Raw genomic sequence first — 24,139 nt, forward strand, 5'->3', positions numbered from 1 at the left:
CGGAGCGGCGGATCAGGTGAAGGAGCGCACCAGGCTGCCGACGAGCAGGTTCCAGCCGTCGATCAGGACGAAGAACAGGATCTTGAACGGCAGCGACACGACCGTGGGCGGCAGCATCATCATGCCCATCGCCATGGTGATGGTGGCCACGATCAGGTCGATGACCAGGAATGGCAGCACGATCAGGAAGCCGATCTCGAAGCCGCGCCTGATTTCGGAGATCATGAAGGCAGGCACCAGGATGCGCAGGTCGACGGTCTCCTTGGCGACGACCTGGCCGCGCTCACGGGCGAGATCGGCGAAAAGGTCGAAATCCTTGTCGCGCACATTGTGCAGCATGAAGGTGCGGAATGGATCCGAAATCTTCTCGAAGGCCTCGGTCTGGCTGATCTGGTTGTCCATCAGCGGCTTGACGCCGGTGTTCCAAGCCTGATCGAAGGTCGGCGCCATGACATAGAAGGTCATGAACAGCGACAGTGAAATGAGGATGAGGTTGGCCGGAGTCGACTGCAGGCCGATGCCGGCACGCAGGATCGAGAAGGCGATGACGAAGCGGGTGAAGCTCGTCACCATGATCAGCAGCCCCGGCGCCACCGACAGGACGGTCAGCAGGCCGAACATCTGGATGATGTAGCCGACGGTGGTGCCATCGGCCTTGCCGATGCCGCCAAGGTCCAGTTGCTGGGCCGCCGCGACGGAGGTGGCGGCACCGATCAGCGCCGCGGCAAGAAGAAATTTTCTCATTCGAGCAGCAATGTCCTGACGAGAACCTGTTTGACGTGCCCCTGACTGCGGATCGAGGCGCGTTCGTCGAGATCGGCCTTCAGGTGCTGGTAGCCGCTGGCGCCTTCGATCTGGTGCATCTTGAGCGTGCGCACGAAGGCCAGCAGGTCCTGGTGGATGTCCTCGGTCATCGCCGGCGGCTGCGGAGCGTCGTAGACCACGGACACTTCCATCCTGATCCAGGTATCGGCCGGCGAGGCGATGTTGGTGGTGATCGGCGCCAGCGCGACGAGTGTCGGGCCTGTGCCCGGCTGTTGGGCGGCTTCGGGCTGGGCGACCTTGCCCTCGTTTTCAGGCGCTACCGGCACCGACGATGGCGCGCCGACGCCCTTGAGATAGCCGCCCGACATCCAGCCCATGCCGATGGCGGCCGCCGTCACCAGGAGCAGCATGGCACCCTGGACGGCAAGGGAGGGACCCTTGCGAGGCTGAACCTGTTCGACATTGGCCACGGTGCTTTGCTCCCCAATCCCCAGAAGGCCAAGACCTAGAACGGAAGAACCTGGTCGAGGACCTGCTGGCCGTAGGCCGGCTGCTGGACCTCGCTGACGCGACCGCGGCCGCCATAGGAGATGCGCGCCTCGGCGATGCGTTCATAAGAGATGGTGTTCTCCGCGCCGATGTCCGACGGGCGCACCATGCCGGCGATCGTAAGCACCCGGAGCTCGTAGTTGACGCGCACTTCCTGGGAACCCCTGATCATCAGATTGCCGTTTGGCAGGACCTCGGTGACGACGGCGGCGACATTGAGCTCCAGATTCTCGGAGCGCTTGATTTCGCCGTCGGCGTTGGTTTCGGTGCTGGAGCTCAGGCCGGCGTCGCCTTTGCCGCTGGTGCTGTTGCCTTCCCATCCGAGCGTGACGTCGTAGCCCAGCTTGCGCGCGGCGGTGCGGCTTCTGTCGTTCTGGTTCTTGAAGTTGGCCTTATCGTTGAGCTTGATCCTGACAGTCAGGATGTCGCCTTCGCGTAGCGCTCTGGGATCGGTGAACAGCCGGCTCTGGCGGTCGTCCCAAAGCGAGAACTTCTTGACCGGCGCGGCGGGCGGCTGGGGATAGCTGTAGGGCGCGACCCCGTCGCTGCCGATGCCCGATCCGACCGGCGACAACGACGGTTCCCTGCCGATCTCCTTGAAGTTGGTGCCGCAGCCGGACAAGGCCGCCGCCGCGCACAGGATGAGTATTCTGCGGATCATGACGGATCTACCCTTCGGGCTGCGCTGGCCATGATGCCGGTGAGCGTCGCCGCCGCCTTCTGGTCCATTTCGTTGAGGATGACGCCGGCCTTGCGCGAATCGAGCTTCATCAGGATGGCCGCGGCCAGGTCGGCGTTGACGATCGCCAGCCGTTCGGCCGCCGCATCGGGCTTCATGCCGGCATAAATCTTGACGACGCTGTCTTCGGCCCGCGCCAGGAAGACCTCGCGCCGCTTCAGCCAGCTTTCATATTCGGCTTTCTTCTCGTCCAGTGCCTTCATGCGCTGGTCGATGCCGGCCTGGAGCTGTTTCAGCTCCTCCGCCTGCAAGGCATAGCGGCGGTCGCGCGCGGCGTCGGCGATGTTGGAGCAGAAGCGCTCGATCTCGCTCTGGTCGGGCGCTTTCTCCCGCGTCAATTGCAGCGGTGCCACGGCGGGCTGCGCTCCCGGCAGAACCTGGCGAACGGTGTCCTCGGCGCGCGTGACGCCGGCGAACGACATGGCCGCGAGAGCCGCGGCCGCGATCAGGATCGCGTGGCAGCGGCGGCTTTCATGGGATGAGAGGAGAGGGATCATCGGCATCGCTATTGGAGAACCAGATCGGCTTGGAGCGCGCCGGCCGACTTGATGCCCTGCAGGATGGCGATGATGCCGTCCGGCTTGACGCCGAGACGATTGAGGCCGGAGACGAGGGTTTGCAGGTCGGGTCCGTCGAGCACGGCGACGCGGGCGTCGGGGCGGCTGGCATCGATGGCGGTGAACGGCTCGACGGCGGTTTCGCCCTTGGAGAAGGGTTCGGGCTGCACGACGCGCGGCGCCTCCGTGATGCGCACCGTCAGCGTGCCGTGGCTGATGGCGACACGCGAGATCTTGACGTCGTTGCCGATGACGATGGTGCCAGTGCGCTCGTCGATGACGACGCGGGCCGGCGTGTCGGATTCGACCACCAGGTTCTCGATCTCGGCATAGAAGCGGGCCGCCGAGACGCTTTTCGGCCGCCTGATCTGCACCGTACGGGAATCGCGCTCGGCCGCCACGCGCATGCCGAAGCGCTGGGCGGTGTAGTCGTTGATGGCGTCGGCGATGCGAATGGCGGTCGAGAAATCGGGATTGCGCAGTTGCAGCGTCAGTGTCGACTGGTCGTCGAACTCGGCCTTCACCGAGCGCTCGACGATGGCGCCGTTCGGCACGCGGCCCGCGGTCGGCACGCCTTGCGTCAATTGCTCGGCCTGGCCTTGGGCGGTGAAGCCGGAAACGATGACCGCGCCCTGGCCGACGGCATAGATCTCCCCGTCCGCGGCCTTGAGCGGCGTCATGATCAGCGTGCCGCCGGCAAGCGAGGTGGCGTCGCCCATGGAGGAAACGTCGATGTCGATACGGGCGCCCGATTGCACGTAGGGTGGCATGTTGGCGGTGACGATGACGGCGGCGACGTTCTTGGCGCGCGCGCTGCCGCCTTCGGTGGCGATGCCGAGATTTTCGAGCATGGCGCGGATCGACTGTTCGGTAAACGGCGAATTGCGCAGGCTGTCGCCGGATCCGGCGAGGCCGATGACGAGGCCGTAGCCGACGAGCTGGTTGTCGCGCGAGCTCTGCAGCTGGGCGATGTCCTTGATGCGCGAGGCGACCTGGCCCGGCGGCAGCTGGCTCGGCCCGGGCGAGACGCGGAACATGCGCGTGGTGGTGGCCGGGTCATATTCTGGATCGGTGTAGACACCGCCATCCCTGGCGGCGAGCTCACGCTTGGCCTTGGGTGTCAGGCCATCGGCCAGCGCCGGCTGCAGGCCAAGTGCTGCCGCGAGCAGAAGGGTAAGCGGGCGCATCATGAAGCGCCGACCTGGATGGTGCCGTCGGCCATCACCGTGCCGGAGAGGATCTTGCCGCTGTCGCTGTTGCGAACCTTGATGAAGTCGCCGGCCGAGCCCGGCTGCAAGGTCACGGCGGTGGCGGTGATGGTCAGCCCGCCGGCAACGAAGAAGACCTGCACGGCGGCGCCCTGTTCGACCAGCCAGGCCTCGCGGATGGCGGCGGAGGGAATGTAGCGGCCGGGCAGCAGCGTGCGCTTGGCGATCTTGCCCTGGAGTTCCTCGGCGCGCGTCGCCATCGCATCGGGCTTGTGCTTGCCGGGGATGAGGGTGACCTGCTTCAAGGCGCCGAGCTCGATGGTTTCGCCGGGATAGATGACGCGGTTGGGGATCAGCACGACCTCGCCGGTGGCTTGATTGCTGGCGATCTGATTGGCCGATTGACCTGTCGATTCCTGGGCAAAAGCCGGCATGCCGCCGGCCGCCAGCGCAAGGATCAGCGCGGCGCGGCGGAATGCGGAGCAGGAGATCGGCATCGCCATCATCCCTTACCTGATGTTCTTGGAGACGACGGAGGCCATGTCGTCGGCCGCCTGGATGACCTTGGAATTCATCTCATAGGCGCGCTGCGCCGAGATCAGCTCGGTGATTTCCTTGACCGGGTCGACGTTGGAAGCCTCGAGATAGCCTTGCTGGATGGTGGCGAAGCCGGGATCGCCGGGCACGCCGACATTGGCCGGCCCCGAAGCCGTCGTTTCCTGGAAGAGATTGTCGCCGAGCGGCGCAAGGCCGGCCTCGTTGGCGAAGTTGACGATCTGGAGCTGGCCGAGATTCTGCAGGTCGGTCTGACCGTCGATGCGGGCAAAGACCTGACCGGTCTTGTTGACGATGACCTCGACGGCGTCGACCGGCACGGTGATGGCCGGAATGACGCTGGCGCCGTCAACCGTCACCAGCTGGCCGGTGGCGTTGGTGTTGAAGGCGCCGGCGCGCGTGTAGAGCGTGCCGCCATCGGCACCCTCGATCTGGAACCAGCCCCTGCCGGTCAGCGCCATGTCGAAACTGTTGCCGGTGCTGGTCAGTTCGCCCTGGGTGTGGACGTTGCGCACGGCGGTGGTCTTGACGCCGAGGCCGATGGAAACGCCTTCCGGTACCAGCGAGGCGTTGGAGCGGTTGGGCACGCCTTGCGTGCGGTCGACCTGGTAGAGCAGGTCGGAGAATTCGGCGCGCGCCCGCTTGTAGCCGGTGGTGTTGATGTTGGCGATGTTGTTGGCGATGACTTCCAGATTGGTCTGCTGGGCATTCATGCCGGTGGCGGCGATGGCGAGTGCTTTCATGGCCTGCTCCTCAGATACCCATGCGACTGACTTCGAGATAGGCCGAAACGACCTTGTCGCGGATGGCGACAGCGGTCTGCAGCGCCTGCTGGGCGCTCATCACGGCATCGACGACCTGGCGGGTGTCGGCGTCGCCCTTGAGTGCCTGCAGCGACACCTGCTCGGCATTTTGCAGCGTGTTGACGGTCTTGGAGGCCGCCTGGCTGACGGCTTCGGCGAATGAGGTGCCGATGTTGGCGGATGCCGCCGACGCAACGCCGCCCTGCAGCAGGTCGGTGGCTGTGTCGCCCAGCCCAGGCTTGAGGTTGAGCGCGCCGATGCCGTTGACGATCATTGGTTCCTCATCAGGTCGATGGTCATTGAAATGAGGTCGCGCGCCTGCTTCACGACTTGCAGGTTGGCCTCGTAGGAGCGGTTGGCCTCGGTCATGTCGGCCATTTCGATCAGCACGTTGACATTGGGCATCTTGACGTAGCCCTTCTCGTCGGCGGCCTCGTTGCCGGGCTGGAATTCGACCGGAAAGTCGCTCGGGTCGCGGTCGATCGAGTTCACCTCGACCGTGGAGCTGCCGGAGGCGCGGTCGAGTTCGGAGACGAAGCTGATGGTCTTGCGGCGATACGGGTCGGCGCCCGGCGTGGTGCCTGTCGACTGGGCGTTGGCGAGGTTTTCCGAAACAACGCGCAGGCGCTCGGACTGGGCGCCGAGGCCTGATGCTGCGACTTTGAGGGCTGCGGTCAGCGCGTCCATGATCAGCTCTTCACCGCCATCATCATCATTGAGTGGAATGCCTTGACGATGGCCGTGTTGAGCTCGAAGGAGCGGCGCACTTCGCCGGCCTTGAGGAGCTGGTCTTCAAGCACGACCGTGTTCTTGGACGGCATGATCACGCCGTCGTCTTCCTGCGGCTTGATGGAGAAGCCGGCATTGGTCGCGGCGCTGCCGAGATGGCCGGGCTCGGTTATCTGCAGCGATACCGCGGTGCGGTCGAGCACCTTCTCGAACGGCTCGACATCGTTTGCCGTGTAGCCCGGCGTGTTGGCATTGGCGATGTTGCCGGCGACAGCGGACTGACGCACTGACAGCCACTGCGCTTGCTTGGCGGCGAGATCGAAAAGGGAAACGGGCTCCATGGGAATCTCCGGGCATGTGCCCAAAGACTAGGCCGCCAGTCTTGCGCGGACCTTGCGGATGGTCGTGACGGCCTTACTTGGAAAGCTCGATCACCTGGTTCGTGCTGGTGAGCATGACCCATTTGCCGTTGCGCTGTTCAATCGCCGATACCTTGCTGGAATCGGGCAGCGTGGAGCCGCGTTGAACCATCCACAGGCCGGTGTCGTCCTCGATCATGGCGCGGCCGTTGGCGACATGGACCATGCGGAACTTCGCAACATCGGCGGGGAAGGGCTGGTCGCCGGGCGGCTCCTGTTTGGAATCGTCCTGCACCGTGCCGGTGGCAAGCAGGTCGACACCGGCATTGGGTACGTCCTTGGCGGTCAGCGGCGCGCTGCGTGCGGCAACCACGCCGCCGCCCGCACGTCCCGAATTGGTGCCGGTGCCGCCGAATTTGATCGCCTGCACGCCGAACTGGTCCTGGTTGAAGAAGATATACCAGGGAAACAGGGCGCAGATCAGGCCAAGCGTGACGCCAAGCGCGGCGATGACAAGGTCGCTGCGCCGGTCCGCCTTCTTTCTCAATCTTGGAAATTGCGCCTTTGGCGGTTGCGGCCATTCGGTGTCGGGAAAGAGGCCGTCGATCAACGATTCGCGGCTTGCCTGTATCATCTCGGGTGCATCGACGCCGGGAACCACAGGCGTTGAGGAAGGGGCCGCCCGGACCAGAAGAGGTTCGGATCGCGGCAGAGCCGGTTTGGCCGCCCTGGCCAGAACAGCCGCGGTCCTGGCGGCCACGGCGCCGGCGGCGTTTGCCCTGGCGACCAGGGCTTCCTCCTCGCGAGCCTGCTCCGCGGCCTGTGCCTCGGCGATCATCTCGTTAAGGAGGCGCTCGGTGTACTGGCGTTCAGTCTCCTGGTTCGGCATTCTGCTTTCCCTTGAGGTGACGGGCGAGGTCGGAGAACGGATCGGCGGACGGTCGGTCCCTGGGCGATTGCGTCAGTGCCTCATAAATCAGCGGCACCTGGCGCACGGCCATGTCGAGTTCGGCGTCGACGCCGCCCTGATAGGCGCCGAGCAGGCGGATGTCGCGCGTGTCCTCGAAGCGCGAGATCATCGATTTCAGCCGTGTCACCAGGGCTCGCTGCTCGACGCTCCAGGCCTTGCCGGCCAGCCGCGATATGGATGACAGCGGATTGACCGGCGGGTAGCGGCCCTGTTCGGCGATGACGCGGTCGAGCACGACATGGCCGTCGAGGATGCCGCGCACGGAATCGGCGACCGGGTCGTTGTGGTCGTCGCCATCGACCAGCACGGAGATGACGGCGGTTATCGAACCTTTGCCTTCGGCGCCGGGACCGGCGCGCTCCAGCAGCTTGGGCAGCTCGGTGAAGACCGAGGCGGGATAGCCGCGGGCGACCGGCGGCTCGCCGGTTCCCGTCGCCACCTCGCGCAACGCGTGAGCGAAGCGGGTGATGGAATCCAGCACCAGCAGCACACGGTGGCCCTGGTCGCGAAAATGTTCGGCCACGCGCATGGCGGTGTCGGGCGCGCGCCGGCGCATCATGGCGCTCTCGTCGCTCGTGGCGACGACGGCGACCGTCTTGACCATGCTGTCGCCGATCGTATCCTCGAGGAATTCGCGAACCTCGCGGCCGCGTTCACCGATCAGCGCGACGACGACCGTGTCGAACGCGTCGGCACCGGCGAGCATGGCAAGCAGCGTCGACTTGCCGACACCGGAGCCGGCGAAAACGCCCATGCGCTGGCCGAAGCAGAGCGGCGTGAAGATATCGATGACCTTGACGCCGGTCATGAAGGCGGTGCCTACGCGTTGCCGCGCCATGGCGCCAGGTGTCGCTGCGCCGGCCGACATATCGTCGCCCCTGAGCAAGGGCGGACCGCCATCGATGGCCCGGGTGAGCGCGTCGATGGCGCGGCCGCGCCACGAGGCATGCGGCGTCACCGCGAGCGGCCCGCGGCGGAACACGGCATCGCCGATGCCGGCGTCGGCGGTGCGTTCGAAGGGGGCGATCACAACCTCGTCACGGCTGATCTTGACGATCTCCCCGCGGCGCGTGCCGGCCAGGCCGCGTTGCTCGACAATGTCTCCCAGCCGGGCGAAATCGGAAAGGCCGCGCACCTTGTAGTGCGTCGATGTGACCTCGGTGACGAGGCCGCCGCGCTTGACCAGCCCGTCGCCGTCGCCGAAGCGCCTGATGATCCGCTCCAAGGCGGCAAGCCGGTGCTCCGGCGCTGGCTGGAGCTGTCTTTCAGGTGCGCGGATGGATGGATGCTCCGACGCCATGCTAAGACTTCGAGCCGAGCGTCTTTATCGCCTCGTCGCTGGAGGAGTCTGTCTGACGCATCAGCGCGGCGGTGTTCTCGAAGGCGCGCTGGACCATGATCAACCGGGTCATTTCCAGCACCGGATTGACATTGGATTCCTCGACGAAACCCTGGGCGACGCCGACGTCGGAGCGGTCGGTGACCGGGTCGGGCGTGCGCGAAGGCACGATGCCGGAGTTGCCGTAGCGCACGAAATTCTCACCCGGATCGAAATTGTAGAGGCCGATCGAGCCGACCAGCTGGTCGTTCTGGCGCAGCGAGCCGTCGGCGCCGGCCTTTGGTGGACCGTTGCGGGGATCGAGCTGGATCGGCGCGCCGCCGGCGTCGAGCACCGGGTGGCCCTCGATCGACATCAACTCGCCGTTCTCGTTCATCGAGAAGCGGCCGTCGCGGGTCATGACGGTGCCGGCCGGCGTGTCGATGGCGAACCAGGCGTCGCCCTGGATGGCAAAATCGAACGGGTTGCCGGTCTCCGTCATGGAACCATGGGCTCCAGACAGATAGGTCTTGCCGGACGACGCGAATGAAACCGATTTCTGCCCGGTCCCCGACACAACATCCTCGAACTTCACCCCGGTGGCGCGAAAGCCGACGGTGTTAGCGTTGGCGACATTGTCGGCGATCGTATCGAGCCGGCGCTCGAGGGCCATCTGCGCGGAGAGGGCGACATAGAGACTGTCTCGCATGGTCAGAACTTCAACTGCTGCATGGCCATCATCAGATCGGTGGAGATTCCGACGGTGGTGGGTTTCGCGAAGAGCACGCTGATCGAGGTCACGGCCGGCGAGGTCGGATTGTTGAGCTCGTACATGCTGGTGAAGCGGGTCAGGAACTTGTTCAGTTTCACGGGGTCGGTGAAATCCGAGAGGTCGAGCTTCTGCTCGAACAACTGCGCCTGCTTGTCGATATCGGCGGTGGCGAAGGAATCGGGCAGGCCGAGCGCGGTGCGCACGACGCTGGCGAGCGCGGTATCGGCCAGCACGTCGTACCAACTGGTGATGTCAGGTGCCTTGCGGTCGAAATAGAGCGCCAGCCGAACGCCTTCATTGGTCTTGCCGGCATCCTCCTCCAGCGTCTGGCGCATGTATTTGTCGACGGTCGGCTGCTGCGCCGCATTGATGGTGGTGGCGTCCTCGCCGTACTGTTCGAAATTGAACGCGGTGGCGAGGCCGGCATAGGCCTTGTTCGTCATCTTGTTGGCGACGCTGTCGGCGTCGCGGATGCCACCGGTAAGGACGCTGCGGATCAGATCCTTGCTTTCCTTAGCCGGATCGAGTCCGTAGGCCGACAGCGCATAATTGTACAAACGGCTGTTGGCCATCAGGTCGTCGATGGATTTCACGTTCGTGACGTTGGCCAGATAGTACGCGGTTTCCGACTTGATATAATCCGCATTCGGCGGGATCAGGCCAAGCGCTGATCCCGAGGTGTAGATCTTGGGCGTGTCCTTCAGCACTTCGTCGCGGGTCGTCGTCTGGTCGCCATATTGGGCAAAGTTGAACGCGGTGACGAAGTTGGCGTACCGCTTGTCCGTCAGCGCGTTTGCCGGGCTGTCGGGATCGCTGACGCCGCCCTCGAGCATCGTGCGGATCTGCGCAGGTTTTTCGGTCGATGCATCCAGTCCGTAAGAGGCCATGGCGAAGGTAAGCAGCCGCTTGTCCGCCATGAGGTCGTCGATCGATTTCACCTTGGAAATGTTTGCGGCATAATAATCCGCCTCGCCCTTGATGTATTGGGCGCTGGGCTTGACCAGTGTCAGCCCGGCTCCAGTCATGTATCCTTGCGGCACCGCCTGCTGGACAGCATCGCGTGTGGTGGTCTGATCGCCATACTGGCCGAAGTCGAAGGCCGCGACGAAGTTGGCGTAGCTCTTGTCGGTCAGTTTGTTGGCGGGGCTGTTGGGGTCGCTGACGCCACCTTCGAGCATCGCCCTGACGGTCGCCGCCGGTTCGGTCTCGCTATCGAGGCCGAACGCGGCCATCGCGTATGTCAAAAGGCGGCTGTTGCCCATGAGGTCGTCGATCGACTTAACCTTGGAGATGTTGGTGACGTAGTAGGCGGTTTCGCTCTGGTAGTAGGAGAGGCCGTTCTGCGCGGCACCGATCTTGACCTGCAGCGCATAGTTGCTCGTCACCAATTGTTGCGCCTTGTTGTAGATGGTCGTATCGGCGCCGTTAGCGGCGAAGTTGAAGGCGCTGACAAATTGCGCGTAGCGCTTGTCGGTCAGCTTGTTGGCGAAACTGTCGGGGTCGGTGACGCCTTCCTTGAGCGCCTTGACCATGAAGGCCTTGGCGTAGTCCATGTCCTCTAGGCCGTAGGCCTTCATGGCGTATTTGAACAGCCGATCATTGTTGACGAAATCGTCGATCGACTTCACCTTGGTGATGTTGGCGAGATAATATTGCGTCTCGCGGTCGACCGTCGGCTGTTGCTCGATGCGGTCGATCGACTTGTTGATGTCTTTGGTGATCAACTGGTAGCTGGTATAGGTACTGAGCAAGGACACGCCTCCGGCCGAAGCTATGCCAGCACAATAAACTCACTTCCTTGCGCGAAACTGAATCGGGCCCACCGCTTGGATTCAAGCCTCACACAAGGCACGGGGACTATCCCTTGTCCGACGTGAAATGCGGAAGGACCGGTCGTGGGCATTCTGATTGGACTTGTGGTGACGCTTGGCTGCGTCCTTGGCGGCTTCATGGCCATGGGCGGGCATCTGCACGTGCTGGTCCAGCCATGGGAAGCCGTGGTCATCTGCGGTGCCGCGCTCGGCACCTTCCTGGTCGCCAATCCGATGAAGACGGTCAAGGACACCGGCAAGGGCATTCTCGAAGCCTTCAAGCAGGCCGTGCCGAAGGAGCAGGACTATCTGGAAACGCTCGGCGTGCTGCACAGCCTGATGCGCGAGCTGCGCTCCAAGTCGCGCAGCGAGGTCGAGGCGCATATCGACAATCCCGAGGAATCGGCGATCTTCCAGGCCTTTCCGACCGTGCTCAAGAATCACGACCTGATGAATTTCATCTGCGACTACTGCCGCATCATCATCATCGGCAATGCCCGTTCGCATGAGATCGAGGCGCTGATGGACGAGGAAATCCAGACCATCAAGACCGACAAGATGAAGGCCTATCACGCGCTGGTCGCGGTCGGCGACGGCCTGCCGGCGCTCGGCATCGTCGCCGCGGTGCTCGGCGTGGTCAAGGCGATGGGCGCGCTCGACCAGTCGCCGGAAATCCTCGGCGGCCTGATCGGCGCCGCCCTGGTCGGCACCTTCCTCGGCATCTTCCTGTCCTATGCCGTGGTCGGGCCCGTGGCCACCAAGATCAAGACGGTGCGCGAGAAGAAGAACCGCCTCTACATCATCGTCAAGCAGACGCTGCTCGCCTACATGAACGGCGCGCTGCCGCAGGTGGCGATCGAGTTCGGCCGCAAGACCATCTCCTCCTATGAGCGGCCGACCATCGATGCCGTCGAGCAAAGCACGATGAACACCGGTACCGCCGAGAAGAAGGCCGCTTGAGCGATGCACGACAGATCGGTGCCGACACGGCCATGACCAGTCCGGGCAGCCCCGCGCAAGCGCGCTCGCTGATCATCGAGCGCCTGGTTGGCGACAGCGGCGAGGCCGACCAGGTCATCGACGCCGGCCGCGCCATGGCCGAGCGCGCCGTACCGCTGTTGCAGAAGGCGCTCGCGAGCGAGCTTGGCGCTCCGGTGGCCGTCGACCTCAAGACCGTGGAAGTCAGCCGTGTCCCCGAGGCGCGTTCGCGCGCCGGCGATACCTTCGCCATGACCGTGGTCGGCTCGCCGGCATCTTCGGACGCAATGACGCTGGTCATCGATGGTCCCGCGATCGCGATCATCGTGTCGACGCTGTTCGGCGGCGACCCGGACATGCCGGTGTCGCCGATCGAGCGCGACCTGTCGTCGATCGAAACCGATGTCTCGACCATGGTGTTCCAGGAGGTGGCGCAGGCGCTGAACGGGTCGGGGCGGCGCGCGCTCGAACTGCGGCTGCCCGTGCCGCGCGCCATGTCGGGCATCGAGGCCAGACGGCATGTGTTGCGCGACGGCGCCGCGATCCGCATCGTCCTCGGCATCTCCACGCCCGTCGACAGCGGCTCGATCACGATAACGATGCCGCAGCGTATCGTGCTGGCTGGCCGCGACGGTACGGGCAGCGCCGGCGAGGACGATCACGGCACCAGCTGGCGGGCGCGTTTCTCGGAAGAGGTCATGCGCTCGACCGTGTCGCTCGAAGCGACCATGCCGCTGGCACGGCTGACGCTCGGCGACCTTGCCAATCTCGAAGTGGGCCAGGTGATCGACTTCGACGAAACGGCACAGTCCCGGGCTCGCCTCAGCGCGCGCGGCCAGACGCTGTTCGTATGCGAGTTCGGGAAACTGGGGCAGAATTACACCGTCCGAATCAGGCATCCTTTCGATGCCGGGCAGGACTTCATCGATGGGCTCATGCCGGCCGGTGCCGGGCGCGCCTGAGCTATTGGAGACGACGCATGGCCAAGACCAAGGTAGAAGCAGAGCCCGACCAGCCGGACGAGCAGCTCGATCGCGCCATCGAGGAATTGCGCGGCGTCCTGCACGAGGAAGAGCAGCGTCCCGAGATGGCGGCGAGGGCTGCGGCCTCGGCCAATTCGAGCGTCATCATGAACATCCCCGTCGATGTCCAGATCATCCTGGGCAGCACCGAGATGGCGGTCGCCGACCTGATGGCATTGCAAAAGGGTTCGACGGTCGCGCTCAACCGCCGCATCGGCGAGCCGGTGGACGTCGTGGTGAACGGACGCAAGATCGCACGCGGCGAGATCACCGTGCTCGAAAGCGACCCGTCGCGCTTCGGCATCAGGCTGACCGAAATCATCGCCGGCACGAAGAGCGCCTAGACATGACTAGCTGGGTGTGCCCATGGCGGGGGAGGCGAGACACATGACGACGCCGCTGGCGACCCTGACACGCGCGCAGAAGGCGGCGGCCATACTGGTGGCGATGGGCAAACCGTCGGCCAGCCGCCTGTTGAAATTCTTCAAGCAGGAGGAGCTGAAGGCGTTGATCGAGGGTGCCCGGCTGCTCAGGACAATTCCGCAGAGCGATCTCGAGCGCATCGTCGCCGAATTCGAGGCCGAGTTCACCGAGGGCGCGGGCCTGCTCGATTCCGCCGACCGGATGGATACGATCCTCAACGAATCTCTCTCGCCCGAAGAGATGAGCGCTATCATGGGCAACAAGAAGCCGGAGGCGGCGCCCGAAGGACCGCCGCCGATCTGGCCCGATCTAGAAAAGCTCGAACCCTCCCGGCTGGGTACCTTCCTGGCGGGCGAACATCCGCAGACGGCGGCCATGGTGCTGTCGAAACTGGCGCCGCAAGCGGCGGCGAGCGTGCTTTTGACGCTGACCAAGCCGATGCGAGGCGAAATCATCAAGCGCATGGTGACGATGGCCAACGTGCCGCCCGCCGCCACCAGGATCGTCGAGAACCGGCTGCGCGCAAGCGTGCTGTCGGATACTTCGACCAAGGACACGTCGGCCGGGCAGGCGCGCGTCGCCAGCGTGCTCAACGAGCTGGAAAAGCCGCTGCTCGAGGAGGTCATGCAGGATCTCGAAGCGGCCGGCACTCCCGATCTCGACGGCGTTCGCGCCAGGCTGTTCGCTTTCGACGATCTGCCGCTGCTCAGCCAGAAGGCGCGCGTGCTTCTGTTCGACGGGCTGTCGACCGAGCTTGTCACGCTGGCGCTGCGCGGCACGTCGGCGGCGCTGGCCGAAGCGGTGCTGTCGGCGATCGGCGCCCGCTCGCGGCGCATGATCGAGGCCGAGCTCGGGCAAGGTTCGGAGGGCGTCCCCGCCGCCGACATCATGACGGCCCGCAAGACGATCGTGACGACCACCATCAGGCTGTCGCGCGAAGGCGCATTCGAACTTCCCTCGACGCAGAACGCCGCCTAGAGCCGGAATGACTTCAGGTCGAATTGGCCTGACGTCTGAAATTGCCTCTAAATCAAAGGATTAGAGCATGATGTCGCCCGAAAACCGCTTCACACTTTTCGGCATCACGCTCTAGGCATGTCCGACGCAACCGACAAGGACTCGAAAACCGAAGAGGCGACGGAAAAGAAGATCCGCGATACCATCGAACAGGGCAAGCTGCCCCATTCGAGGGAAACGGCGCTCCTCGCATCGTTCGTCGCTATACTGGTGTTCACGGTCTTCTACGCCAAGGACGCCGTCATCGACCTCAGCACGTTCCTGGCGATGTTTCTGGAGAAGCCCGAGGCCTGGCCGATGGACACCGAGACCGATGTCATCGCGCTCTACAAGCAGGTTTTGTTCGAAGTGGGTCGCGCCGTCGTGAGCCTGCTGGTGCTGCTGAGTGTTGCCGGCATTGGCGCTTCGGTGCTGCAAAACATGCCGCAATTCGTCGGCGAGCGGATCAGGCCGCAGATGTCGCGCATATCGATCGTCAAGGGCTGGAACCGGATGTTCGGTACCCAGGGCTGGGTCGAGTTCCTGAAATCGCTGGCAAAGGTCGGCTTCGCCATCACCGTGCTCACCTTCACGCTGTCGGAAGATCACCGCAAGCTGCTTGCCGGGATGATCACCAATCCGGTCGCTTTCGGCCTCGTCATCCGCGGCATTGCCGTCGACATATTGGTGGCGATCGTCTTCGTCATGGGACTGATCGCGGCGATCGACATCGTCTGGTCGCGCTTCCACTGGAAGCAGGATCTGCGCATGAGCAAGCAGGAGGTCAAGGACGAGTTCAAGCAGTCGGAGGGCGACCCGATCGTCAAATCGCGGCTGCGTTCGCTGGCCCGCGACCGGGCGCGCAAGCGGATGATGATTGCGGTGCCGAAGGCGACGCTCATCATCGCCAACCCGACGCACTTCTCGATCGCGTTGAAATATGTGCGCGACGAGGATTCGGCGCCGCTGGTGGTGGCCAAGGGACAGGATCTGGTGGCGCTCAAAATTCGCGAGATCGCCAAGGAGCACAACATCCCGATCTTCGAGGACGTGGCGCTCGCCCGCTCCATGTACAAGCAAGTTTCGGTCGATAATGTCATTCCATCGCAATTCTACCAGGCCGTCGCCGAACTGGTGCGGATCGTCTACTCGAAAAAGGCTGAGCGCAGACAGATTTCATGAACCGCCAACCGCACGCAAAATCCCGCGAGATCATCGTCGCCAGCGCCATCGAACAGGTGGTGGCGGAGCTCAGGCTGATCGACGTCGCCGACTATATCGCCTTCATCCGGCTGGAGCATTTCGCCTGCCTGTCGGATCTGGTCGATTCCGCGGCAGAGCTGTTCTTCATGCCGGGTACGCTGAGGCTCGGCCATGGCGGGGAGGCGCATGTCGACTGGAGCGGCAGCCCGCGCGTCGTGCTAGACCTGGAGCTTCGGCCACCTGGCGTGACCGTCTATTTCCAGCTGACGCTGAGCGAGACCGGTAACACGGTCGTGGTCAACTACGTTTCGTTCGAAAAGCCGGGCGAAGATCCCGAGCACAATACCGCGCTGTTGGAAGCGGTGATCGAGGAAGCGCGTATCCGCAAGGTCGAGCCGCTGGCCTTCTGAGGCGTTTCAGCCGGCCGACGGCCGCTATTCAATCAAGCCAAGCCTGAGGGCCTTGGCGACCGCCTGGTTGCGGTTGACGGCATTGAGCTTCTGGGTCGACTGGGTCAGGTACTGGTTGGCGGTGTGAACCGACAGTTTCAGCAGCCGTGCGATCTCCTCGCTGGTGTTGCCGTTGGCGGTCAGCTTCAAGCATTCGAGCTCACGCTTGGAGATCGAGCGCATCTTGCCGGCATCGCCCGGACGGATGCGCGCGACGGCGGCGAACAGCGAGAAGCAGCGGGCGTGGATCTCGTAAAGCCCGTCCTGCGCCAGCGCGATCTGCGATCCCAGGAAGACGACGAGGCCGCATTGGCCGCGATCGGCATGTACTGGAAAGGCGATGCCGCTCGAGCCGGGTGTCAGCGGCGCGATCTGTCCAGTCCAGGCGAGGGCGCCGAACATGTCGGCCATCGCCGCTACGCCATCATCCGTCCACCAGCGCGGCTCGGTCGAATTCCTGCTGTGGCGCACGATCTCCTCGCCATTGGCGCCCGAGATGAATTTCGTCGCCACCGCGATGCCGGGATAATCGGAATCAAAACAGGGAATCAGTCGCGCGCGCTCCGGCGACGGGCTGACGAAGAACAGGCCGAAGGCCGAGGCGTTGATGTCGACCGATATCCAGCGGCAGCGGCGCACGGCATCGGGAATGGTCACGGCATGATGCGTCTCGGAACCGAGCGAGAAGGCGCCGAACGGGCTGCGCTGCTCGTTGAAAAGGGCTTGCGCGGTGTCCTTGATGTCGGCGTGTCTCAAATGATGCCACTCCTTATCGCCGTGGCGATGGCCATCGCACGGTTCGAGGCCGCGAATTTCTGGATGGCGTGGGTGATGTAGCTGTTGACGGTGTTGGACGAGACGCCAAGGATGACCGCCACCTCGTCGGTGGTCTTGCCTTCGGAGACCCAGAACAGGCATTCGCGCTCGCGGTCCGACAGCGGATCCTGCATGGCCGCGGCGGCGATCAGTTGCGGAATGTGCGAAAGCGCGTAGCAGCATTTCAACTGCGCCTTCATCAGCGCCGGCTGGTCGATGCGGCCGGCGGCAGCGGCGGAGAACAAGGCGAACAGGCGTTGGCGGCCGACATTCAGCCGCAGCGAATAGATCTCGGCATGGCCGAGCACGTCGAGAAGCCGGGCCTCCTCGCCCGAGACCAGCCCGTCGGCATCCGGCGCCTGGGCAGCCACCAGCGATGTCGGGCGGATACCGGGCGCCGCGGTGAGCGGACCCTGGGCAAGGCCGGCGATCAGCCGCTTGCCGATCAGTTCGATGGCGTCGAAAATCCAGTTCGAGGAGACGATGCGCGCATCGTTGCGGTCCTGGTCATGGACGATGGCGACCAGCATGTAGCTGTCGGCCCCGATCTCGGCGGTCAGCTCCATGAAGAAGGAGGTGAGATCACCGCGCGACGCCAGGCGCGAGCCCAATGTGTCGGATTGAAGAGGCGCGGCGGGACTGCTCATCTGCTGCTTTTGGCCGGAATCGATTCTGACGTCCGGTTGCTGGAAAGCCAGCCGCCGAACCCGAAAACGCATTACTTTTACGAGACTCAAACGAGGCGCGGGGCCGCGCCCAACCAGACGGAATCCATTCAGGGAACGCGAAGACATCCGCGTCTGGCGCCGGAAAAATCCGGAACGTGAGACTTTGGGTGGTCGCCGCGCCCCCCGAGGACCGGCTGATTCGGGTCTAATCTACCCGCAGATGAATCCGACATCAAACGCGATTTGACAAAATCGAATCTGGTGGACTCGGTGCGCGACTCAGAGCGGCAACGAGCGGCCCGGTTTCATTGTTTCAGGACGGCTCACTCGCCGACATGAACCCGACATCAAAAAGCCAGAGGGTGTTGAGAGGCTGCCGTATCGAGGACCGATCGATTCCGGTAGGTTTTCGGCAACCGGCAGGGGTGGGCATCCCTTCGGTCGCAAAAGGCGGGATGGCGGCGCTTGCTGGGCTGCCACCGGTATCGGGGGGTAAAGATGAAGCAGGTTTTCCTGGCGTTCACGGTGGTGCTTGCGCTTTTCGCGGGCGCGGCAAAGGCCGAGCCGATCGTCACCTATACGCTCGACAACGGGCTGCAAGTGGTGCTGGTGCCAGACCATCGGGCGCCGAAGGTGGTGATGAACCTGCGCTACCGCGTCGGCTCGATGAATGAACCCGCCGGGCGCTCCGGCTTTGCGCATCTGTTCGAGCATCTGATGTTTTCGGGAACGCCGGCCTGGCCGAACGTGTTCGGCGCGCATGCCGCGCTCGGCAACGAGATCAATGCCTGGACCACCGAGGACGGCACCGTATTCTATGTCGACGGGCTGTCGTCCTCGCTGCCGATGATCCTGTCGCTGGAAGCCGACCGCATGGCCAATCTCGGCCGCTCGGTGACGCAGGCCAAGCTCGACCTGCAGCGCTCGGTGGTCAAGAACGAGATGCGCCAGAACGTGCTCGACAAGGCCGGCGCCTCGGGCTGGGAAGCCTTCTGGTCGGGCCTGTTTCCGAAGCCGCATCCCTATAGCCGCATGGTCATCGGCTCGGTCGCCGACCTCGATGCGGCGACGCTCGATGACGTCAGAGGCTTCTTCAACACCTATTACCTGCCCAACAATGCGGTGCTGGTGCTGGTCGGCGATCTCAAGGTCGACGATACCAAGGCGCTGATCGCCGACACGTTCGGCCGGATAGCGCGCGGCGCCGATGTGGCGCGGCCGACCGTGCCGGAACCGGCCCAGGCCCGGCTGAAGCTGGTGCTCGAAGACCGTGTGCCGAGCCCGGTCGTCGTGGTCGGCTTCAGCGGTCCGGCGGCGCAGTCTTCAGACAACGGCGCTCTCGCAATCGCGGCCGAACTGCTCGGCAATGGCGAATATGGTTTCCTGCGCAACCGGCTCGTTTCAGAGCAAGGCATCGCCACCTATGCCAGTGCAAGCTGGACGGGCGGCCTGCTCGGCGGCCGCTTCACCTTCGAAGCCGGCGCGGCCGAAGGCGTGACGCCGGATGCGCTGGAAAGCGCGATGAAAGCGGCATTCGCGGATTTCCTCAGGACGCCGCTCGATCCGGCCGACGTCGAACGCGCGCGCAACGGCATATTGCAGGCCGCGCGGCTGGGCAACGAGGCGCTGAAGGACCGCGCCGGCACCGTTTCCTATAATGCCGACGTGCTCGGCGACGCGCAGAGCGCGCTGGTCGACGATCCGCGCGTCAAGAATGCCGGCACCGCCGATATCGAGGCGACGATGAAGCGCCTGCTGAAGCCGGAAGACGCCAGCGTGCTGGTGCTGAAGCCAGGCCCGCGCGGCGGCTATCCCGACGCGCTGATCGGATCATCGGGCACGCCGAAGCCCTTTAGCGCGCCGGAGCGCATGGCGATCGACATTCCGAAGCATCCAGCCGGGCAAGCGCCTTCGGCGACATTGCCAACCATGGAGACAGCGACGCTCTCGAACGGCATCAAGCTCGTCCACTACACGATGCCGGAAGCGCCGATGGTTTATCTGGCGGCCACTGCCCGTGGCGGCTGGAACAGCGTGCCGCCGGGCAAGGAAGGGCTGCTGGAACTCGCCGCGAGCATGGCCACCCGTGGAGCTGGCGAGCGCGGCTCGGCGGATTTCGCCAAGGCGACCGGCGATATCGGTGCCGGCATCGGCTATCAGGCCGGGGCGCTGACCACGACGATGACGCTCGGTGTGCCGCCGGAAAAACTGGATCAAGGCATCGGCCTGCTGGCCGACGCCGTGCTCAAGCCGCGTTTCGACAAGGCCGACTGGACCGTGCTGATGGCGCAGACGGTCGACTGGCTGAACGGTCGCGAGGCGGACCTGCCGGGCGTTGCCGGGCGCGCGGCGAAGGCGGCCCTGATCCCGCAAGTGCCGGGCAAGGCCAATGTCGACTGGTCGGCAAAGGCGCTGGCCTCGATCTCGCTCGACGACGCGAAGGCCGCCTTCAGGGCGGAGTTCACGCCGAAGGCGGTGACGTTCTACAGCGTCGGCCCGATGCCTGTCGCCGAGATCGCGGCCGGGCTTCAGAAGGCGTTCGGCACATGGACCGGCGATGCTGCCGGCTACGCCGTCGAGCCGTCGCCGGCAGCGCATTTCAGCGGTCACAGGGTGCTGCTGGTGCCCGAACCCGGGGCCAGCCAGTCGGCGCTGTTCGTGGCACGGCCGGCGCCCGGCACCGATGAAGGCGAACGGGCCGAATCGACCGCGGTCGCCAATCTGCTCGGCGACGATTTCTCCAGCCGGCTGAATTCGGTGATCCGTGAGGAGAAGGGTTATTCCTACGGTGTATCGAGCTATCTGATGAGCCCGATGAAGACCGGCTCCGGACTGGTCGTGGCCACCACCGTCGAGCGGGCCAATACCGGCCCCGCGATCACCGAAATCCTCAAGGGATTTGCCGGGTTGAACACCTTGCCGGTGGCGCAGGACGAGGTCGACCGCACGGTCACTGTCTATCGCCGGGCGCTGGCCGGGTCGGCTGAAACCTCGGCCGGGCTGTTCGGCTCGCTGATCTCAGCGGTCGGCAGTGGTTCGACGCTGGAGGATCAGCAGGACCGCATGGGGGCACGCACGAGGCTGACGCTGGACGCCGTGCAGAAACAGGCGCTGGCGCTGTCGTCGCTCGATCCGTCGCTGATCGTGGTGGCGGGCGATCCCGACGTGGTGATGCCGCAGCTCGCCGCGATCGGCCTCAAGGATGTCGCGATCGTCAAGCGTGACGAGGCGGGAGAGGAGACCGCGATACGGGCACTCGACCTTTTCGGCGGCAAGGGCCAGGCGCCGCTGTCGGCCTCGCTCTGGCGGGTCGGCGACGGCGGCACGACGCGGGCGGTGCATTCCTGTGCGGGCGGCAGGGATTGCGGCGCGCAGATCCACGCCGATTGAGCGGTTCGGCCGCCAACCGTGTTTTTGATCTTGGTAGTCTGTTTCGGGGGAAACGATGAGTGATTCATTTCGGGAAGTGACCGATGTCTCGTGGTTCGGGCGCATCAAGCGCGCGGTTGGAGGGGTCGTGTTCGGCCTGCTGCTGATCGTATTGATGGTGATCGGCCTGTTCTGGAACGAGGGCCGTGCCGTGCAGACGGCGCGCTCGCTGGCAGAGGGGTCGGGTGCCGTGGTCTCGGTCAATGCCGACAGCGTCGACGCAGCCAATGACGGGAAGCTGGTGCATGTCAGCGGGCCGGTAAAGGCCGACAGCGGGCTCTCCGACCCGGATTTCGGCATTGCGGCGCAAGGGCTGCGGCTGTCGCGCAGCGTCGAGATGTATCAGTGGAAGGAAGAGTCCAAATCCGAGACGACCAAGAAGCTGGGCGGCGGCGAGGAGACGGTGACCACCTACAGCTATTCCAGGGTGTGGGACGACAGCCAGATCGACTCGTCTGATTTCAAGAAGCCGGATGGCCACCAAAACCCGCCAATGGCGATCCACAGCCGGACGTTCCAGATCCCGCAGGGCAAGCTCGGCGCCTTCGATCTCGACAAGCCTGTCATCGACCGGGTCGGGGGCGACAAGGAATACGCGCTTTCATCCGGCCAGTCGGCCGCGATCAAGGCCGCCTATACCGGTACGACGCCGCTCAGCATCGCGGACGGCAGGATCTATCTCGGCGCCGACAACACGACGCCCGCATTGGGCGATTACCGCATCGGCTACGAACTGGCGTCGCTCGGCGAAATCAGCATCGTCGGGCGCCAGGCCGGCAGCCGGTTCGAGGCCTATCAGACGCAAGCGGGCGATGCGCTGCTGATGGTCGATATGGGCAACGTGCCCGCCGACAAGATGTTCGCCGAGGCCGTCAGCGCCAACACGCTCATCACCTGGCTGCTGCGCGGTGCTGGTCTCCTGCTGCTCACGATCGGCTTTGCCCTGTTCCTCAGCCCGATCGGCGTCATCCTCGACGTCATCCCGTTCCTCGGCAGCATGGCGCGGATGGGCACTGGCATCATCGCCTTCTTCCTGGCGATCCTGGTCGGCATGACGACGATCGCGATCGCCTGGTTCTGGTATCGGCCGGTTCTGGCGGCGGGCATCCTGGCGGCCGGCGTGATCGCGGCGGCGGCGGTCTACAATCTCGGCCGGTCACGCAAGCCAGCCGCGCCAGCGGCCGCGCCGAGCGTCGCGGCCTGATATCATGGAAAAGGGCGGTCATGCCGCCCTTTCCGCGCTTGAAAGGCAGGCCTTATCGATCCTCGAAACCGGTCAGCACGCCGACGGCGTTGATGCCGATCTCCTCGACGGCATAGCCGCCTTCCTGGACGAACAGCGTCGGCAGGCCGAGCCTGGCGATACGCTGGCCGATCTTGGGATAGTCGGGGCTTTTCAGCTTGAACTGGCTGATCGGATCCTTTTCGAACGTGTCGACGCCGAGCGAGACGACGACGATGTCGGGCGCATAGGCGGCGAGCTTGGCGCAGGCGTCTTCCAGCGATGCGTTCCACGCGTCCCAGCCGGTGCCGAAGGGCATGGGATAGTTGATGTTGAAGCCTTCTCCGGCGCCGGCGCCACGTTCGTCGGCATGGCCGAGGAAGAACGGGTACTCGACCATCGGATCGCCGTGCAGGTTGATCACCTGCACATCGGCGCGGTCATAGAAGATCTCCTGCGTGCCGTTGCCATGATGGTAGTCGACATCGAGGATCGAGATGCGTTTGGCGCCCTGGTCGAGGAACCACTGCGCGGCGACGGCGGCGTTGTTGATGTAGCAATAGCCGCCCATGAAGCCGGCGCCGGCATGGTGGCCCGGCGGACGGCAGAGCGCGAAGGCCGACCTCTCGCCGCCCTTGACCAGGGCAGCCGCGGTCAACGCCACGTCATAGGACGACTTGATCGCGGCCCAGGTGCCCTCGACGAAGGTCGCGCCACCGTCGAAGGAATAGTAGCCGAGCAGGGCGTCGACGCGCTTGGGCGGCACGTCGCCGCGCAGGCCGCGCGTCGGCCAGGTGAAGGGCATCGCCGTGCCGGTGTGACCCTCTGCGATCCATTGCGGCCAGACCGTTGGCAGGAAGTCGATGTAGTCGCTCCTGTGAACGCGTTTGGCGGCGGCTAGATCATGCTCCAGCGGCAGCACGATCGGCCCGAGCTTCTCGCTTTCGACCCGCGCCTTGATGAACTCCGCGCGCGAGGGTTTTTCGAAACCGGGCACGATGGCCGAGGTGACCAGTTCCATCTGCCCGGCATGACCGGCGTGAAGCGGCGAATAGACAGTCTTCATGAGGTTCCTCTCGAAATACGAAATCAGTCAAGATTGAGATAGGGAGTGACCAAAGCGAGCCACATGGTTTCGACATCGTCCTCGATGAGGTCGAACGTCCGGCGATCCCTCTTCAGCCCGACAAGCCTGCAGGCATGCCCGACCTCCATCATCACCAGGCCGAGCCGCTTGGCGATCTTGTCGTCGAGGGCGGGGTTCACATGCCGCAGCCATGCGCCGTAGAGCGCGATGATCTCTTCGTCATACTCGTTCTGGATCGGCCGGAGGTCGGCGTTGCCGGAAATGGCCTCGATCACCGGCATCAGCGTCGCGTTGTCGATATAGAGCCTCGACGTATCGATGAAGAGCTTGCGCACTTCGCGGCGAAACTCCTCGCGGTTGGTGGGCGCCGCAACCTTGATGCGCTTGGCGATCACCTCGGGAAAGGACGACAGCCAGCGTCGGGCGAGGTCGAGAAGAATGGCTTCCTTGTTGGGAAAGTACTGGTAGACCGAGCCGACCGACAGGCCGGCGCGCTGCGCGATGGCGAGCGTCGTCGGCGTCTTGGTTCCCTGTTCGCGCGTCAGGATCAGGGCCGCATCGAGAATCCGGTCGACCACCTTGCTGGAGCGTTGCTGCCGCGGCTGCTTGCGCGGTTCGAGCGCTATCCTGGTTTTGCGGTCGAGACTGCGCTTCACGGATTGATGCCCTCGTGCCTCGCCTGGTGCCAAGAGAGGCGGAGCGTGCTGTCCA

At 64.5% G+C, this 24,139-nt stretch carries 26 protein-coding genes; 8 read left to right on the top strand and 18 right to left on the bottom strand.

From position 1 onward, the window contains the following. Nucleotides 1-12: 12 nt before the first annotated feature. The 14 genes from fliP to FJ967_RS18255 all read right to left on the bottom strand — a co-directional run bounded on the left by fliP (nt 13) and on the right by FJ967_RS18255 (nt 11,075). On the bottom strand, nt 13-744 hold the full coding sequence (fliP, locus tag FJ967_RS18190) for a flagellar type III secretion system pore protein FliP (protein ID WP_135898514.1): 732 nt from the start codon (nt 742-744) through the stop codon (nt 13-15). Continuing rightward, on the bottom strand, nt 741-1,235 hold the full coding sequence (locus tag FJ967_RS18195) for a flagellar basal body-associated FliL family protein (protein WP_140733200.1): 495 nt from the start codon (nt 1,233-1,235) through the stop codon (nt 741-743). Before FJ967_RS18195 ends, fliP begins: the two co-directional genes overlap by 4 nt. A gap of 35 nt (nt 1,236-1,270) precedes the next feature. Further along, entirely contained in the window at nt 1,271-1,975 is a 705-nt protein-coding gene (gene flgH / locus FJ967_RS18200) for a flagellar basal body L-ring protein FlgH (RefSeq protein ID WP_140733201.1), read from the bottom strand. Next, nucleotides 1,972-2,556: a MotE family protein gene (locus tag FJ967_RS18205; RefSeq protein WP_181175960.1), complete on the bottom strand. Its 585-nt coding sequence runs from the start codon at nt 2,554-2,556 to the stop codon at nt 1,972-1,974. Before FJ967_RS18205 ends, flgH begins: the two co-directional genes overlap by 4 nt. A 2-nt stretch (nt 2,557-2,558) precedes the next feature. Beyond that, entirely contained in the window at nt 2,559-3,800 is a 1,242-nt protein-coding gene (locus tag FJ967_RS18210) for a flagellar basal body P-ring protein FlgI (protein WP_140733203.1), read from the bottom strand. Continuing rightward, nucleotides 3,797-4,321 (bottom strand): flagellar basal body P-ring formation chaperone FlgA, encoded by a 525-nt coding sequence (gene flgA / locus FJ967_RS18215; protein WP_181175962.1) that lies wholly within the window; start codon nt 4,319-4,321, stop codon nt 3,797-3,799. Before flgA ends, FJ967_RS18210 begins: the two co-directional genes overlap by 4 nt. A gap of 6 nt (nt 4,322-4,327) precedes the next feature. Beyond that, a complete protein-coding gene (gene flgG, locus FJ967_RS18220; protein WP_140704515.1) occupies nt 4,328-5,116 on the bottom strand; it encodes a flagellar basal-body rod protein FlgG in 789 nt (262 codons plus the stop codon). Between the two features lie 10 nt (nt 5,117-5,126). Beyond that, nucleotides 5,127-5,450: a flagellar hook-basal body complex protein FliE gene (locus tag FJ967_RS18225; RefSeq protein ID WP_181175964.1), complete on the bottom strand. Its 324-nt coding sequence runs from the start codon at nt 5,448-5,450 to the stop codon at nt 5,127-5,129. Further along, on the bottom strand, nt 5,447-5,863 hold the full coding sequence (gene flgC, locus FJ967_RS18230; RefSeq protein WP_027060084.1) for a flagellar basal body rod protein FlgC: 417 nt from the start codon (nt 5,861-5,863) through the stop codon (nt 5,447-5,449). Before flgC ends, FJ967_RS18225 begins: the two co-directional genes overlap by 4 nt. 2 nt (nt 5,864-5,865) lie before the next feature. Then, nucleotides 5,866-6,246, bottom strand: coding sequence for a flagellar basal body rod protein FlgB (gene flgB / locus FJ967_RS18235; RefSeq protein WP_140733205.1), 381 nt, complete (start codon nt 6,244-6,246; stop codon nt 5,866-5,868). Nucleotides 6,247-6,319: 73 nt separating this feature from the next. After that, nucleotides 6,320-7,153 (bottom strand): hypothetical protein, encoded by an 834-nt coding sequence (locus FJ967_RS18240; protein ID WP_140733206.1) that lies wholly within the window; start codon nt 7,151-7,153, stop codon nt 6,320-6,322. Beyond that, on the bottom strand, nt 7,134-8,534 hold the full coding sequence (gene fliI, locus FJ967_RS18245) for a flagellar protein export ATPase FliI (RefSeq protein WP_140733207.1): 1,401 nt from the start codon (nt 8,532-8,534) through the stop codon (nt 7,134-7,136). Before fliI ends, FJ967_RS18240 begins: the two co-directional genes overlap by 20 nt. Before the next feature lies 1 nt (nt 8,535). Then, nucleotides 8,536-9,261, bottom strand: a complete 726-nt coding sequence (gene flgF / locus FJ967_RS18250) for a flagellar basal-body rod protein FlgF (RefSeq protein WP_140733208.1) — start codon at nt 9,259-9,261, stop codon at nt 8,536-8,538. A 2-nt stretch (nt 9,262-9,263) separates the two neighbouring features. After that, a complete protein-coding gene (locus FJ967_RS18255) occupies nt 9,264-11,075 on the bottom strand; it encodes a DUF1217 domain-containing protein (protein ID WP_140733209.1) in 1,812 nt (603 codons plus the stop codon). A 144-nt stretch (nt 11,076-11,219) separates the two neighbouring features. Here FJ967_RS18255 and motA point away from each other — a divergent pair, with 144 nt between their 5' ends. The 6 genes from motA (at nt 11,220) to FJ967_RS18285 (ending at nt 16,167) form a co-directional block, all read left to right on the top strand. Continuing rightward, nucleotides 11,220-12,095 carry a flagellar motor stator protein MotA gene (motA, locus tag FJ967_RS18260; protein WP_140733210.1) on the top strand — a complete coding sequence of 292 codons (876 nt, stop codon included), beginning with the start codon at nt 11,220-11,222 and terminating at the stop codon, nt 12,093-12,095. 32 nt (nt 12,096-12,127) lie between these two features. Next, a complete protein-coding gene (locus tag FJ967_RS18265) occupies nt 12,128-13,075 on the top strand; it encodes a FliM/FliN family flagellar motor switch protein (protein ID WP_140733249.1) in 948 nt (315 codons plus the stop codon). Nucleotides 13,076-13,092: 17 nt separating this feature from the next. Then, nucleotides 13,093-13,479 (top strand): flagellar motor switch protein FliN, encoded by a 387-nt coding sequence (gene fliN, locus FJ967_RS18270; protein WP_140733211.1) that lies wholly within the window; start codon nt 13,093-13,095, stop codon nt 13,477-13,479. Between the two features lie 43 nt (nt 13,480-13,522). Further along, on the top strand, nt 13,523-14,536 hold the full coding sequence (locus FJ967_RS18275) for a flagellar motor switch protein FliG (RefSeq protein WP_140733212.1): 1,014 nt from the start codon (nt 13,523-13,525) through the stop codon (nt 14,534-14,536). 117 nt (nt 14,537-14,653) lie between these two features. Further along, nucleotides 14,654-15,736 (top strand): flagellar biosynthesis protein FlhB, encoded by a 1,083-nt coding sequence (flhB, locus tag FJ967_RS18280; RefSeq protein ID WP_140733213.1) that lies wholly within the window; start codon nt 14,654-14,656, stop codon nt 15,734-15,736. After that, nucleotides 15,733-16,167: a hypothetical protein gene (locus FJ967_RS18285; RefSeq protein ID WP_140733214.1), complete on the top strand. Its 435-nt coding sequence runs from the start codon at nt 15,733-15,735 to the stop codon at nt 16,165-16,167. The genes flhB and FJ967_RS18285 overlap by 4 nt, the downstream gene beginning before the upstream one ends. A 24-nt stretch (nt 16,168-16,191) precedes the next feature. Here FJ967_RS18285 and FJ967_RS18290 read toward each other — a convergent pair whose 3' ends face one another. Both FJ967_RS18290 and FJ967_RS18295 read right to left on the bottom strand, forming a co-directional pair. Next, nucleotides 16,192-16,962, bottom strand: coding sequence for a helix-turn-helix transcriptional regulator (locus FJ967_RS18290; protein ID WP_140733215.1), 771 nt, complete (start codon nt 16,960-16,962; stop codon nt 16,192-16,194). After that, a complete protein-coding gene (locus FJ967_RS18295; RefSeq protein WP_140733216.1) occupies nt 16,959-17,669 on the bottom strand; it encodes a helix-turn-helix transcriptional regulator in 711 nt (236 codons plus the stop codon). Before FJ967_RS18295 ends, FJ967_RS18290 begins: the two co-directional genes overlap by 4 nt. Nucleotides 17,670-18,188: 519 nt before the next feature. Between FJ967_RS18295 and FJ967_RS18300 the strand changes: the two genes are divergently transcribed. Together FJ967_RS18300 and FJ967_RS18305 are read left to right on the top strand one after the other, a co-directional pair. Next, nucleotides 18,189-21,080, top strand: a complete 2,892-nt coding sequence (locus FJ967_RS18300; protein WP_140733217.1) for a pitrilysin family protein — start codon at nt 18,189-18,191, stop codon at nt 21,078-21,080. Nucleotides 21,081-21,135: 55 nt separating this feature from the next. Further along, the gene (locus tag FJ967_RS18305) at nt 21,136-22,323 is read left to right on the top strand and encodes a TMEM43 family protein (protein WP_140733218.1); all 1,188 of its coding nucleotides are present in this window, start codon (nt 21,136-21,138) and stop codon (nt 22,321-22,323) included. 52 nt (nt 22,324-22,375) lie between these two features. On the opposite strand, the gene FJ967_RS18310 is transcribed toward FJ967_RS18305, so the two are convergent. Together FJ967_RS18310 and FJ967_RS18315 are read right to left on the bottom strand one after the other, a co-directional pair. Next, nucleotides 22,376-23,407, bottom strand: coding sequence for a histone deacetylase family protein (locus tag FJ967_RS18310; protein WP_140733219.1), 1,032 nt, complete (start codon nt 23,405-23,407; stop codon nt 22,376-22,378). A 23-nt stretch (nt 23,408-23,430) separates the two neighbouring features. Further along, on the bottom strand, nt 23,431-24,084 hold the full coding sequence (locus FJ967_RS18315; RefSeq protein WP_140733220.1) for a TetR/AcrR family transcriptional regulator: 654 nt from the start codon (nt 24,082-24,084) through the stop codon (nt 23,431-23,433). Nucleotides 24,085-24,139: the final 55 nt, after the last annotated feature.

The sequence above is a fragment of the Mesorhizobium sp. B2-3-4 genome (genome assembly GCF_006442315.1).
Classification (GTDB): Bacteria; Pseudomonadota; Alphaproteobacteria; order Rhizobiales; family Rhizobiaceae; genus Mesorhizobium.